This window comes from Comamonas sp. MYb396 (assembly GCF_037479555.1).
Lineage (GTDB): Bacteria > Pseudomonadota > Gammaproteobacteria > Burkholderiales > Burkholderiaceae_C > Comamonas.
This window is the reverse complement of sequence record NZ_JBBGYU010000008.1, coordinates 1-13,271: the sequence shown is the minus strand read 5'-3', so window position 1 is coordinate 13,271 and position 13,271 is coordinate 1. Positions and strand designations below refer to the sequence as shown.

12 protein-coding genes are annotated in these 13,271 nt (G+C 61.9%); all 12 read left to right on the top strand.

Going from position 1 to position 13,271, the window contains the following annotated elements:
• Nucleotides 1-31: 31 nt before the first annotated feature.
• A complete protein-coding gene (ispG, locus tag WH265_RS17670) occupies nucleotides 32-1,276 on the top strand; it encodes a flavodoxin-dependent (E)-4-hydroxy-3-methylbut-2-enyl-diphosphate synthase (RefSeq protein WP_339559311.1) in 1,245 nt (414 codons plus the stop codon).
• A gap of 61 nt (nucleotides 1,277-1,337) precedes the next feature.
• Complete coding sequence (gene hisS, locus WH265_RS17665) at nucleotides 1,338-2,642, top strand: histidine--tRNA ligase (RefSeq protein ID WP_021027517.1); 1,305 nt, start codon at nucleotides 1,338-1,340, stop codon at nucleotides 2,640-2,642.
• A gap of 50 nt (nucleotides 2,643-2,692) precedes the next feature.
• On the top strand, nucleotides 2,693-3,337 hold the full coding sequence (locus WH265_RS17660) for a YfgM family protein (RefSeq protein ID WP_339559120.1): 645 nt from the start codon (nucleotides 2,693-2,695) through the stop codon (nucleotides 3,335-3,337).
• Nucleotides 3,338-3,359: 22 nt separating this feature from the next.
• Nucleotides 3,360-4,511 (top strand): outer membrane protein assembly factor BamB, encoded by a 1,152-nt coding sequence (bamB, locus tag WH265_RS17655; protein WP_312990064.1) that lies wholly within the window; start codon nucleotides 3,360-3,362, stop codon nucleotides 4,509-4,511.
• Between the two features lie 21 nt (nucleotides 4,512-4,532).
• On the top strand, nucleotides 4,533-5,873 hold the full coding sequence (gene der, locus WH265_RS17650) for a ribosome biogenesis GTPase Der (RefSeq protein WP_182345464.1): 1,341 nt from the start codon (nucleotides 4,533-4,535) through the stop codon (nucleotides 5,871-5,873).
• Between the two features lie 129 nt (nucleotides 5,874-6,002).
• Nucleotides 6,003-6,254 carry an RNA chaperone Hfq gene (gene hfq / locus WH265_RS17645; protein ID WP_021027521.1) on the top strand — a complete coding sequence of 84 codons (252 nt, stop codon included), beginning with the start codon at nucleotides 6,003-6,005 and terminating at the stop codon, nucleotides 6,252-6,254.
• A gap of 98 nt (nucleotides 6,255-6,352) precedes the next feature.
• On the top strand, nucleotides 6,353-7,510 hold the full coding sequence (gene hflX, locus WH265_RS17640; RefSeq protein ID WP_021027522.1) for a GTPase HflX: 1,158 nt from the start codon (nucleotides 6,353-6,355) through the stop codon (nucleotides 7,508-7,510).
• Nucleotides 7,511-7,568: 58 nt separating this feature from the next.
• A complete protein-coding gene (gene hflK / locus WH265_RS17635; RefSeq protein WP_312990063.1) occupies nucleotides 7,569-8,933 on the top strand; it encodes an FtsH protease activity modulator HflK in 1,365 nt (454 codons plus the stop codon).
• Nucleotides 8,934-8,942: 9 nt separating this feature from the next.
• The gene (hflC, locus tag WH265_RS17630) at nucleotides 8,943-9,827 is read left to right on the top strand and encodes a protease modulator HflC (protein ID WP_021027524.1); all 885 of its coding nucleotides are present in this window, start codon (nucleotides 8,943-8,945) and stop codon (nucleotides 9,825-9,827) included.
• Between the two features lie 189 nt (nucleotides 9,828-10,016).
• On the top strand, nucleotides 10,017-11,165 hold the full coding sequence (locus tag WH265_RS17625; RefSeq protein ID WP_021027525.1) for an ATP phosphoribosyltransferase regulatory subunit: 1,149 nt from the start codon (nucleotides 10,017-10,019) through the stop codon (nucleotides 11,163-11,165).
• Nucleotides 11,166-11,194: 29 nt separating this feature from the next.
• Entirely contained in the window at nucleotides 11,195-12,568 is a 1,374-nt protein-coding gene (locus WH265_RS17620) for an adenylosuccinate synthase (RefSeq protein WP_021027526.1), read from the top strand.
• A gap of 32 nt (nucleotides 12,569-12,600) precedes the next feature.
• Nucleotides 12,601-13,125 carry a phosphoribosyltransferase gene (locus WH265_RS17615; RefSeq protein ID WP_021027527.1) on the top strand — a complete coding sequence of 175 codons (525 nt, stop codon included), beginning with the start codon at nucleotides 12,601-12,603 and terminating at the stop codon, nucleotides 13,123-13,125.
• Nucleotides 13,126-13,271 lie beyond the last annotated feature (146 nt).

Here is a 13,271-nt window from a genome sequence, read left to right as displayed (position 1 = left end):
GCAAGAAGAGAACATCCTGTTGCCCGTGCCCATGGTGGTGCCGGCCGCCCGCAAAAGTCGCCAGGCCCGTGTGGTCTGGGGTGACCGGGTGGTGACGGTCGGGGGCGATGCGCCGGTGCGCATACAGTCGATGACGAATACCGATACCGTGGATGTGATCGAGACGGCCATCCAGGTCAAGGAGCTGGCGCAGGCGGGCTCGGAGATGGTGCGTATCACCGTCAACACGCCCGAGGCCGCAGCAGCGGTGCCCTATGTGCGCGAGCAGCTCGACCGCATGGGCGAGAACGTGCCGCTGGTGGGCGATTTCCACTACAACGGCCACCGCCTGCTGACCGAGTTCCCCGACTGCGCCAAGGCGCTGTCCAAGTACCGCATCAACCCGGGCAACGTGGGCAAGGGCGACAAGAAGGACAAGCAGTTCGGCCAGATGATTGAGGCGGCCATGCAGTACGACAAGGCCGTGCGCATTGGCGTGAACTGGGGCAGCCTGGACCAGGAGTTGCTCGCCGAGCTGATGGACGAGAACAACCGCCGCGCGGTGCCCTGGGATGGGCGCCAGGTGATGTACGAGGCGCTGATCACCTCGGCCATTTCCTCTGCGCAGCGTGCCCAGGAGATGGGCCTGAACGGCGACCAGATCATCCTGTCCTGCAAGGTCAGTGGGGTGCAGGATCTGGTGGCGGTCTACCGCGGCCTGTCTGCGCGCTGCGACTATGCCTTGCACCTGGGGCTGACCGAGGCGGGCATGGGCACCAAGGGCACGGTGGCCTCGGCCGCTGCGCTCTCCATCCTGCTGCAAGACGGCATTGGCGACACCATCCGCGTGTCGCTGACCCCGCAGCCGGGCGAAGCGCGCACGCAAGAGGTGGTGGTGGCCAGCGAGATTCTGCAGGCCATGGGCATGCGCAGCTTTGTGCCCAGCGTCACCGCCTGCCCGGGCTGCGGCCGTACCACCAGCACCACCTTCCAGGAGTTGGCGCGCGACATCGACCAGCACCTGCGCTCGCAAATGCCGGTCTGGCGTGTGAAGTACCCCGGCGTCGAGAAGATGAAGGTGGCCGTGATGGGCTGCATCGTCAATGGCCCCGGCGAGAGCAAGCATGCCGATATCGGCATCAGCCTGCCGGGCAATGGCGAGTCGCCCGCCGCTCCCGTCTTTATCGACGGCGAAAAGGCGCTGACCTTGCGCGGTGACCGCATTGCGCAGGAGTTCCACGAGATCGTGCAGGCCTATGTGGAGCGCCGCTACGGTGCTGCCAAGGTAGATAATTGAGAGCTGCACTTGCTGGCCTCGCAAGTGTTTGCAAGCATACTGAACAGAGAGATTGAAGCCCATGGGCATGAATGAAAAGCTGGCCGCCATCAAAGGCATGAACGATATCCTGCCGCCCGATTCGGCCATGTGGGAATGGTTTGAAGGCAAGGTGCGCGATGTGATGGGGCGCTTTGCCTACCGCAATATCCGCACGCCGCTGGCCGAGCACACGGCGCTGTTTGTGCGCGGCCTGGGCGAGGTGACCGATATCGTCGAGAAGGAAATGTATTCCTTCGAAGACCGGGCCGACAAGCATGGCCAGGCCGAGCACCTGACCTTGCGTCCCGAAGGCACGGCCGGCGTGGTGCGTGCCGTGGTCGAGAACAACCTGCTCTATGACGGCGGCAAGCGCCTGTTCTACATCGGCGCGATGTTCCGCCGCGAAAAGCCCCAGCGCGGCCGCTACCGCCAGTTCCACCAGGTGGGTGTTGAAGCCATGGGTTTTGGCGGCGCCGAGCTCGATGCCGAGGTGATCCTGCTGGCCGCGCAGCTGTGGAAGGACCTGGGCATTGAAGGCGTGCGCCTGGAGCTCAACAGCCTTGGCCAGCCCGAGGAGCGCCGCGCGCACCGTGAGGCACTGGTGGCCTATTTCGAGCAGCACACCGAGGTGATGGACGACGAGGGCAAGCGCCGCATGTACAGCAACCCGCTGCGCGTGCTCGACACCAAGAACCCGGCCATGCAGGCGATGGTCAATGCTGCGCCCCAGCTGCTTGATTTTCTGGGTGAGGACTCCAAGGCCCACCTCAAGGCCGTGCAGGACATCCTGGACGCCAATGGCGTGGCCTGGTCGGTCAACCCGCGCCTGGTGCGCGGCATGGACTACTACAACCTGACGGTGTTCGAGTTCATCACCGACAAGCTCGGCTCGCAAGGCACGATCTGCGGCGGCGGCCGCTATGACTACCTGATCGAGCAGATTGGCGGCAAGCCCGCGCCGGCCGTGGGCTGGGGCATGGGCATCGAGCGCGTGCTCGAGCTGATCAAGGAGCTGAATATCCAGTGGGATCGCCCGTCTATTGACGCCTACGCTATCCTGCCGGACGCAGCCCTGCTGCCGCAGGCCATGCGCGTGATCCAGACCCTGCGACAAGCCGGTGTGCGGGTGCAGATGCATGGCTCGGCCGTGGCAGGGAGCCTGGGCAGCATGAAGTCGCAGTTCAAGAAGGCCGATGCCAGCGGCGCCGCTTGCGCGCTGATCTTTGGCAGCGACGAGATGCAGCGCGGCATGGTGACCGTCAAGCAACTGCGTGATGGCGAGGGCGCCCAGGCAGAACGCGCTATTGATGCCGTGGCCGATTGGGCAGCGCAATTGCGCGCATAAGCGCAATCGCAGCGGCAAGCTTTTTTTTGATTCAACTCCATTAGAACAATATGGCAACGCATTTAGATCTGGAAGAACAGGAACAGATAGACCAGCTCAAGCACTTCTGGAACAAGTGGGGCACCTTGATCACCACGGTACTGGTGATTGTGCTGGGTGGCTTTGCCGCCTGGAATGGCTACCAGTACTGGCAAAACCGCCAGGCATCGCAAGCGAGCGCACTGTCGTCGGCGGTCGAATCGGCCGTCAACTCGGGTGACAAGACCCGTATCGACCAGGCCTTTGGCGACCTGCGCAGCAACTACGGCGGCACCGTGCAGGCGGCGCATGCCGGTCTGCTGGTGGCCAAGGCCGCGGGTGACAAGGGCCAGATGGACGATGCCAAGGCAGCGCTCACCTGGGTGGCCGACAATGCATCGGACGAAGGCCTCAAGGCCACCGCCCGCGTGCGTTTGGCAGCGGTGCTGCTCAACAGCCAGGCCTATGATGAGGCGCTCAAGGTGCTGGGCACCAAGATGCCGACCGAGTTCGATGCCGTGGTGGCAGACCACAAGGGCGATGTCTACCTGGCCAAGGGCGACAAGACGCAAGCCATCGAGTCGTACAAGGCGGCCTTGCAAAAGACCGAACCGGGCGTGGAATACCGCAACGTGATCTCCGTCAAGCTCAATGCGCTGGGCGAAGATCTGAAGTGATGGATGGCAGAAGGCAGTGCGCATGAAACAACAACAGGCATATGCTGCAGCAGCTGCTGCAGCCAAGGTTTTGACGGTATCGGCAGTGGCGCTGGCCATTGCGGGCTGCTCTTTGTTCTCGTCGGACAAGCGCAAGCCCACTGAGCTGGAGCCCAATGTCGCACTGCTGTCTGTGCAGCAGGTCTGGACGCAGCGCATTGGCAAGAGCAATCCCACCTTGGTGATGAATGTCAGCGGCAAGGTGGTGACCCTGGCTTCGGCCGACGGCCAGGTGGCTGCGATCAATGCCGACACCGGTGCCGATCTGTGGCGCGTCAACGTGGGCCAGAAGCTCTCGGCGGGCGTGGGCAGTGATGGCAAATGGGCCGCCGTGGTGACCGAAGACGGCAACCTGGTGGCGCTGACCCAGGGCAAGGAAATGTGGCGCAAGCGCCTGCCAGCGCGTGTCTATACCGCGCCGCTGGTGGCGGGCGAGCGCATCTTTGTGCAAAGCGCGGACCGTTCGGTGCAGGCCTTTGATGCGGCCTCGGGCCAGGCTCTGTGGAGCCAGGCCAAGACCAGCGAAGCGCTGGTGCTGCGCCAAAGCGGTGTGCTCACCGCCTACCAGGACACCCTGGTCGCCGGCGTGTCGGGCCGCTTTGTTGGCATCGACCCCAACACCGGCGCCCTGCGCTGGGAAGTGCCGATTGCCAGCCCCCGTGGCACCAATGACGTCGAGCGTCTGGTGGAACTGGTGGGTGGCGTCTCACGCCAAGGCTCGGTGCTGTGCACGCGTGCCTACCAGATGGCCGTGGGCTGTATCGATGCCGCTACCGCGCAGCTGAGCTGGACGGTGCGTGCCGACGGTATCAATGGCATCTCGGGTGATGCCGATGTGGTGGCCGGTGCCGATGGCAATGGCGTGATCACGGCCTGGGCGCATGAGGGCGGCAGCGTGGTGTGGACGAGCAATCGCCTGCGCTACCGCAAGCTGAGCCAGCCGCTGGTGCTGGGCCGCTCTGTGATTTTTGGTGATAGTTCGGGCACGGTGCATATGCTGTCCAAGAAAGACGGCTCGCCGCTCAACCGCTTCTCTACCAACAGCTCCGGTATCTCCGTGGCGCCGGTAGTGGCGGGCAACACCATGGTGGTGCAGACGAATGACGGCGCGGTGTATGGCTTTCGGCCCGAGTAAGAAAAGAAAAAGTAGTCAGGAATGAAGCCAGTTATTGCTTTGGTGGGGCGCCCCAATGTGGGCAAATCCACCTTGTTCAACCGCATGACAAAGTCGCGCGACGCCATCGTTGCCGACTTTGCCGGGTTGACGCGTGATCGCCATTACGGCCAAGGCCGTCAGGGCAAGCACGAATACATCGTGATCGATACCGGTGGTTTCGAGCCCGATGCGACCAGTGGCATTTTCAAGGAAATGGCCAAGCAGACCCGCCAGGCCGTGGCCGAGGCGGATGTGGTGCTGTTCGTGGTTGATGTACGCCTGGGCCTGTCGGCCCAGGACCATGAGATTGCCGGCTACCTGCGCCGCCTGGGCAAGCCCGCCATGCTGGTGGGCAACAAGGCCGAGGGCATGAAGGACGGCGGCCAGTTGGCCGAGTTCTATGAGCTCGGTCTGGGCGAGGTGTTCCCGGTCTCGGCCGCGCACGGCCAGGGCATCCGCACCATGATCGACATGGCGCTGGAGAAATTGCCTTGGCTCAACCAGGACGAGGACGCAGAGCCCGAAGAAGATGAGAGCGTCATCAAGCTGGCCGTGGCAGGGCGCCCGAACGTGGGCAAGTCCACCTTGATCAATACCTGGCTGGGTGAAGAACGCCTGGTGGCCTTTGACATGGCCGGTACCACGCGCGATGCGATTGCGGTGCCGTTCGAGAAGAATGGCCAGAAGTTCCAGCTGATTGACACCGCCGGTTTGCGCCGCAAGGGCCGCGTGTTCGAGGCGATCGAGAAGTTCTCGGTGGTCAAGACCTTGCAGGCCATTGAAGGGGCCAACGTGGTGCTGCTGCTGCTCGATGCCACGCAAGGCGTGACCGACCAGGACGCCCACATCGCCGGCTACATTCTGGAGAGCGGCCGCGCCGTGGTGCTGGCTGTCAACAAGTGGGATGCGCTCGACGACTATGGCCGTCAGATGCTGGAGCGCTCGATCGAGCTGCGCCTGTCCTTCCTGAAGTTTGCACCGCTGCACTTCATCTCGGCCAAGAAGCGCCAGGGCCTGGGCCCGCTGTGGACCTCGATGACCCAGGCGCACAAGTCGGCCCTGTGCAAGATGCCGACGCCCGTGCTCACGCGCGTGCTGCTGGAGTCGGTGCAGTACCAGACGCCCAAGAAGATCGGGCCATACCGCCCCAAGCTGCGCTATGCGCACCAGGGTGGCATGAACCCGCCGGTGATCGTGATCCACGGCAATTCGCTCGAACACATCACCGATGCGTACAAGCGATTCCTGGAAGGGCGTTTCCGCAAGGAATTTAATTTGATCGGCACCCCCTTGCGGATTGAATTCAAGACCTCACATAACCCTTACGCTGACAAAGATTGATAGCGTACAAGTGAGATGAGGTCTGATCCACAGACCCATCACATGGAAAAAACCATTTATCGTTCAGTTAGGATGCCACTGTGGTAAGGTGGCGTTTTACAACAACACTGTCCGAACACGGAGAATATCGTGAGCAACAAAGGCCAACTTCTGCAAGATCCCTTCCTCAACGCTCTGCGCCGCGAGCATGTGCCAGTGTCCATCTATTTGGTCAACGGCATCAAGCTCCAAGGCCAGATCGAATCTTTTGACCAGTACGTTGTGCTGTTGCGCAACACCGTCACCCAGATGGTGTACAAGCATGCGATCTCGACCATCGTCCCCGGTCGTGCCGTGAACTTCTCGGCACCTGACTCGCAAGACAACGAAGCCGCAGCCTAACGCTTTTGATAGCACAACACTCGCGCAATCCGCGGGTGAGCAGCTCTACATCATTGAGTAATCAACAAAATTCCAACGACAAAAAATCCACCCCGGTCATGCTGGTCGGGGTGGATTTTGGTTTTCCGCACTTCGATTCCGAGCTCGAAGAGCTGGGACTGCTGGCCCAAACGGCTGGCCTGAACCCGGTCGCGCGCCTGGTGTGCAAGCGCAAGGTGCCCGACGCGGCGCTGTTTGTGGGCAGCGGCAAGGCCGATGAGATCCGCCTGGTGGCGCAGACCCATGGTGCCACCGAGATCCTGTTTGACCAGGCGCTCAGCCCGGCCCAGCAACGCAATCTGGAGCGCCATTTGCAGATGCCGGTCAACGACCGGACCTTGCTGATCCTCGAGATCTTTGCGCAGCGCGCACGCAGCCACGAGGGCAAGCTCCAGGTGGAACTGGCCAAGCTGCAGTACCTCAGCACGCGCCTGGTGCGCCGCTGGTCGCACTTGGAGCGCCAGCGCGGCGGTATCGGCACGCGTGGCGGCCCGGGTGAGACGCAGATCGAGCTGGACAAGCGCATGATCAACGATGCGATCAAGCGCACCAAGGACCGGCTGCTCAAGGTCAAGAAGCAGCGCGCCACGCAGCGCCGCCAGCGCCAGCGCAACGACACTTTCAACGTGTCCTTGGTGGGTTACACCAATGCCGGCAAATCGACCTTCTTCAACGCCGTGGTCAAGGCCCGCGCCTATGCAGCTGACCAGCTGTTTGCGACCTTGGACACGACGACGCGGCAGATGTACCTGGAGTCGGCACAGCGCTCCATCTCCATCTCCGACACGGTCGGTTTTATTCGTGACCTGCCCCACGGGCTGGTCAATGCTTTCGAGGCAACCCTACAAGAAGCGGTCGATGCAGATCTGCTGCTGCATGTGGTCGATGCCTCCAACCCTGCCCACCCGGAACAAATACAACAAGTCCAAAAGGTTCTTCGGGAAATTGGGGCAGAAAACGTGCCGCAGGTTCTGGTATTCAATAAACTGGATGCCATTGAGCCAGACCGGCGGCCACCAGCGCTTGCAGACAGCTATGAGCTCGATGGGGTGCAGGTTCCACGATTCTTTGTCAGCGCAGCCAAGGGGCAGGGGCTGGAGGCCGTGCGCGAGCACCTGGCCCAGGCCCTGGTCGCTCGCCAGGCAGCGCTCGATGCGGGTGATGCCTGGGAGATAGCCCCAGACGCTGATGACGAATTGCTGGGAAATGCCTCCTAGGGCTGCCACAATGGCTGCTTGCATGCGCTTGTAACGCTGATTCATAGAGACATCGCTAATGAAACTTCATTCACGTTTTCCGCGCCTGGCCTTGCTGCCGCAGGGCCTGCGCGGAATGTTTAACCTGAACGATCCTCGCTGGGGGCGGGGTGACGATGGCAAGGACGACAGCAGCAATGCAGGTCAAGAGCCATCTCGCCCGCCCTACAACCCGCCCGAGCAGAACAACCGGCCCAACGCGCAGCGCCCCGGCACCAGCGGTGCCCCGGATCTGGACGAGCTGTGGCAGGACCTGAACAAAAAGCTCGGTGGTTTGTTCGGTGGCGGTAAAGGCGGCGGCACGGGCCGCGGCAGTGCAGGGCAGCCGCCCGAGTTCAAGGGCGCAGGCGTTGGCCTGGGCCTGATCGTCGGCGTTGCCGCACTGATCTGGATGGGCACCGGCTTTTTCATCGTGCAAGAAGGCCAGCAAGCGGTCATCACGCAGTTCGGCAAGTACCACAAGACCGTCAATGCCGGTATCAACTGGCGCCTGCCATACCCAATCCAGCGCCATGAGCTGGTCTATGTTTCGCAGATCCGCTCTGCCGATGTGGGCCGCGACAGCATCATCAAGACCACTGGTCTGCGCGAATCGGCGATGCTGACCGAAGACGAGAACATCGTCGAGATCAAGTTCGCCGTGCAGTACCGCCTGAGCGATGCCCGTGCCTGGCTGTTCGAGAGCAAGGCGCCGGCAGACACCGTGATCCAGGTGGCTGAAACCGCCGTGCGTGAGGTGGTGGGCAAGATGAAGATGGATGCGGCGCTGGCCGAAGAGCGTGACCAGATTGCGCCCCGCGTGCGCGAGCTGATGCAGGTCATCCTGGACCGCTACAAGATCGGTGTCGAGGTTGTTGGCGTCAATCTGCAGCAAGGCGGCGTGCGTCCGCCCGAGCAGGTGCAGGCGGCATTTGACGACGTGCTCAAGGCCGGACAAGAGCGTGAGCGCACCAAGAACCAGGCTGAGGCCTATGCCAACGATGTGGTGCCACGCGCCACCGGTACTGCATCGCGCCTGATGGAAGAGGCTGCCGCTTACAAGGCCCGGATCGTGGCGCAGGCCCAGGGTGATGCCCAGCGCTTCTCGTCGATCTATACCGAGTACCAAAAGGCGCCGGTGGTCACGCGTGACCGCCTGTACCTGGAAACCATGCAACAGGTCTACAGCAATGTGACCAAGGTGGTGGTCGACTCCAAGCAAGGCTCCAACCTGCTGTACCTGCCGCTGGACAAGATCATGCAGCAGACCCAGGGCGGCGCTGCTGCAGGCGATGCTGCTGCCAGCTCGAACGCGTCCACGACCAGCGCACCGGCGCCCGCACCTTCGGTGCCCGATGCCCGTGCCCGTGATACCAGCCGTACCCGTGACCGCGAGTCGCGCTAGGAGTGATTTGTGAATCGAATGGGATTTTTAGCTTCAACCGTCCTGGTGGTGCTGGCCTTGCTCAGCTCCACCGTGTTTGTCGTCGATCAGCGGCAGTTCGGCATCAAGTATGCGCTCGGCCAGATCAAGGAAGTCATCACGGAGCCGGGCTTGAACTTCAAGCTGCCGCCTCCACTGCAGAACGTGACCTACCTGGACAAGCGCCTGCTGACCTTGGACAGCACCGACACCGAATCCATGCTGACTGCCGAGAAGCAGCGCGTGGTGATTGACTGGTATGTGCGCTGGCGCATCACCGATCCTTCGGCCTATATCCGCAATGTGGGTACGACTGAAGGCCAGGGCGCGATCCAGCTCAACCGCGTGGTGCGCAATGCCTTCCAGGAGGAAGTCAACCGCCGTACCGTGCAGGACATGATCTCTGGCAAGCGCGAGCAGACCATGGCCGACGTCAAGCGCGAAGTGCTCGAAGCGGTCAAAGGCAGCAAGCCCTGGGGTATCGACATTGTGGATGTGCGCATCACACGCGTTGACTATGTGGAAGCCATTACCGAATCGGTCTACAGCCGTATGGAAGCCGAGCGCAAGCGCGTGGCCAATGAGCTGCGCTCGACCGGCGGTGCCGTGGGTGAAAAGATCCGCGCCGATGCCGATCGCCAGCGTGAAGTGACGGTGGCCAATGCCTACCGTGACGCCCAGGCGCTCAAGGGTGAGGGTGACGCTGAAGCGGCCAAGGTCTATGCCGATGCCTTTGGCAAAGACCCGCAGTTCGCGCAGTTCTACCGCAGCCTGGAGGCCTACAAGTCCAGCTTCAACAAGAAGTCGGACGTGATCGTGGTCGATCCATCGTCCTCGGATTTCTTCAAGGGCTACCGCTCGTCCGGCACCAAGTAAGCCCGGCCCAGCGCTCCCTGCCAGCCACTTTGCATACGCAAAGTGGCTTTTTTCATTGGGGTTTCTTATAGCATCGCTAGGCGCTGGGCTCTGTAATGGCCGCAAAGGCGCAGTGCCGAGAGCAGGAAATGCGGATCGCCCGCTGTCATCCCTGTAGAATCACGTTTTTAACAGCCCTCCCAATTCCCCATGTCTGCTTGGATCCTTCCGGATCACATTGCCGATGTGCTGCCTTCTGAAGCGCGACACATCGAAGAGCTTCGGCGTGGCCTGCTCGATACGGCTTGTGCTTACGGCTACGAACTGGTGATGCCCCCGCTGCTGGAGCATCTGGACTCGCTGCTCTCCGGCTCCGGTGAAGCGCTGGACCTGCTGACCTTCAAGCTGGTGGACCAGCTCTCCGGTCGCACCCTGGGCATCCGCCCTGACACCACCCAACAAGTTGCTCGCATCGATGCCCATTTGCTCAACCGCAAGGGTGTGACGCGTCTGTGCTACTGCGGGCCGGTGCTGCATGCCAAGCCCGATCGCCCCCATGCGACCCGCGAGCCCTTGCAGTTTGGCGCTGAAATCTACGGCCATGCCGGGGTGGAGGCTGATGTGGAGGTGATCGCGCTGGCGACCGCGTCGCTGCGCGTGGCCCAGCTGCATGATTTCTCGGTGGACCTGGCCGATGTGCGCATCGTTCAGCGCCTGCTGGCGGGATTGTTGGTGGATCTGCCGACCCTGCGCCGCGTGCATGCGGCGCTGGCGGTCAAGGATGCCTCTGAGCTCGCCGCGCTGACCCGCGATTTCCCGCAGGCCCAGCGGGATGGACTGCGTGCCTTGCTCAACCTGTATGGCGATGTGGAGGTGCTGGCCGAGGCTGAAAAGGCCCTGGCAGCCATCCCGGGTGTGGCGCCGATTCTGGCGGACCTGCGCCAACTGGCCAGCCGCATCGACAGCCCGGCTGTGACGTTTGACCTGGCCGATCTTCGCGGTTACTCCTACTACAGTGGCATGCGCTTTGCCATCTATGCGCAAGGCGTGACCGATGCGCTGGTGCGTGGCGGCCGCTATGACGAGGTGGGTGCCGCCTTTGGCCGCAGCCGTCCTGCCGTTGGTTTCAGTCTGGATATCAAGCAGCTGGTGCCGGTGGTCGAGCCGCGGCCCCTCAAGGCTGCCATTCGCGCGCCCTGGGTGGACCGCCATGATATGCGCGAGGTTATCGCCCGCCTGCGCCAGACCGGAGAAACCGTGGTCTGCGCCTTGCCTGGGCATGACGATGAAGTCGACGAATTCAATTGTGACCGCGAACTGGCCGAAGTCGATGGCCAGTGGATCGTGCGCAGCATTTAACCGTATTTTGTTCTTGGATGGGAAAAGACATGGCTATCTCCAAAGGTCGCAACGTTGTTGTGGTTGGCACTCAATGGGGTGACGAAGGCAAGGGTAAGTTGGTCGATTGGCTGACGGAGAGCGCACAAGGTGTGGTGCGCTTCCAGGGTGGCCACAATGCCGGCCACACCTTGGTCATCAATGGCGTGAAGACGGCACTGCATCTGATCCCCAGCGGCATCATGCGCCCCGGCGTCAAGTGCTACATCGGCAATGGTGTGGTGCTGTCCGTGGGTAAGCTGTTTGAAGAAATCGAAGGCCTGGAGAAGGCCGGCGTTCAGGTGCGTGATCGCCTGCGCGTGTCTGAAGCCTGCCCGCTGATCCTGCCTTTCCACCAGGCATTGGATCTGGCCCGTGAAGCGGCTCGTGAGCAGGGTGGTGTGCAAAAGATCGGCACCACCGGCAAGGGCATCGGCCCGGCCTATGAAGACAAGATTGCCCGCCGTGCACTGCGCGTGCAAGACCTCAAGCACCCCGAGCGTTTTGCCACCAAGCTGCGCGAGCTGCTGAGCCTGCATAACCACATTCTGGTGAGCGTGCTGGGTTCGCAGAAGTTCGACTTCGGCCCGCAACTCGCTCCCTACATGAAGAATGGCGAGATCCAGTTCGACGCCGTCTACAACGAAGCCATGCAACACGCCGAGCTGATCAAGCCGATGATTGCCGATGTCTCGTCCGAGCTGAACCAGGTGCATGCCGAAGGCGGCAACCTGCTGTTTGAAGGCGCGCAAGGCTCGCTGCTGGATGTGGACCACGGCACCTACCCCTATGTGACCTCGTCCAACTGCGTGGCTGGCAATGCGGCTGCCGGTGCGGGCGTGGGCCCGGGCCTGCTGCACTATGTGCTGGGCATCACCAAGGCGTACTGCACCCGTGTAGGTGGTGGTCCCTTCCCGACCGAGCTGGAATGGCAAAAGGAAGGCACGCCAGGCTGGGTGATGAGCACCGTGGGCGCAGAAAAGGGTGTGACCACCGGCCGCTATCGCCGCTGCGGCTGGTTTGATGCGGCCTTGCTCAAGCGCTCGGCCCAGATCAACGGCCTGTCCGGTCTGTGCATCACCAAGCTGGATGTGCTCGACGGCATTGAAGAGCTGCAGCTGTGCGTGGGCTATGAGCTCGATGGCGAGCGCATCGACCTGCTGCCACTGGGCGCAGACGACATCGAGCGCTGCAAGCCTATCTACGAAGCAATCCCCGGTTGGACCGACACCACCGTGGGCGTGACCGAATACGACAAGCTGCCCGTCAATGCGCGCCGTTACCTGGACCGTATTGCCGAAGTCACCGGTGTGCCCATCGCCGTTGTCTCGACCAGCCCGGATCGCGACCATACGATCCTGATGCACAACCCCTACCAGGCCTAAGCCCTGGTTGCTACTTTTGATTGAGGAAACCCATGCTTACTGAAGACGGCAAGCACTTGTATGTCAGCTACGACGAGTACCATGGCCTGATTGAAAAACTGGCCATCAAGATTCACCAATCGGGCTGGGAGTTCGACACCATCTTGTGTCTGGCTCGCGGCGGTATGCGTCCTGGCGACATCCTGAGCCGTATTTTTGACAAGCCCCTGGCCATCATGTCGACCAGCTCCTACCGCGCCGAGGCCGGTACGCAGCAGGGTCACCTGGATATCGCGCGCTTCATCACAACCCCCAAGGGTGAGATCGCTGGCCGCGTGCTGTTGGTCGATGACCTGGCGGACTCGGGTCACACGCTCAATGCCGTGATCAACATGCTCAAGAACAACTACGCGCCCATCACGGAGCTGCGCAGTGCGGTGATCTGGACCAAGGGTGTTTCCACCTTCACGCCCGATTACTCGGTGGAGTTCCTGGCGACCAACCCCTGGATCCACCAGCCGTTCGAAGGCTACGACAGCCTGCGTCCAGAGAAGCTGCTGGAGAAGTGGAAGGTCTGATCGGCCGCTGCAGTTGAAAAAAATTGCAATTTCATGAAAAGCTGTCGGTAAACGCCTATACAATAGCGCCTATCGACAGCACGATGCCTTGCAAAGCTGCCAGACTCGAAAGAGGGCGGTTCGCAAGGTTTGTTTTTTTGAGGTGC

Excerpts from the sequence above, each read along its gene's own strand:
- ispG (WP_339559311.1), top strand. The coding sequence starts at position 32 with ATGGTGGTGCCGGCCGCCCGCAAAAGTCGCCAGGCCCGTGTGGTCTGG.
- hisS (WP_021027517.1), top strand. The coding sequence starts at position 1,338 with ATGGGCATGAATGAAAAGCTGGCCGCCATCAAAGGCATGAACGATATC.
- WH265_RS17660 (WP_339559120.1), top strand. The coding sequence starts at position 2,693 with ATGGCAACGCATTTAGATCTGGAAGAACAGGAACAGATAGACCAGCTC.
- bamB (WP_312990064.1), top strand. The coding sequence starts at position 3,360 with ATGAAACAACAACAGGCATATGCTGCAGCAGCTGCTGCAGCCAAGGTT.
- der (WP_182345464.1), top strand. The coding sequence starts at position 4,533 with ATGAAGCCAGTTATTGCTTTGGTGGGGCGCCCCAATGTGGGCAAATCC.
- hflX (WP_021027522.1), top strand. The coding sequence starts at position 6,353 with ATGCTGGTCGGGGTGGATTTTGGTTTTCCGCACTTCGATTCCGAGCTC.
- hflK (WP_312990063.1), top strand. The coding sequence starts at position 7,569 with ATGAAACTTCATTCACGTTTTCCGCGCCTGGCCTTGCTGCCGCAGGGC.
- WH265_RS17625 (WP_021027525.1), top strand. The coding sequence starts at position 10,017 with ATGTCTGCTTGGATCCTTCCGGATCACATTGCCGATGTGCTGCCTTCT.
- WH265_RS17620 (WP_021027526.1), top strand. The coding sequence starts at position 11,195 with ATGGCTATCTCCAAAGGTCGCAACGTTGTTGTGGTTGGCACTCAATGG.
- WH265_RS17615 (WP_021027527.1), top strand. The coding sequence starts at position 12,601 with ATGCTTACTGAAGACGGCAAGCACTTGTATGTCAGCTACGACGAGTAC.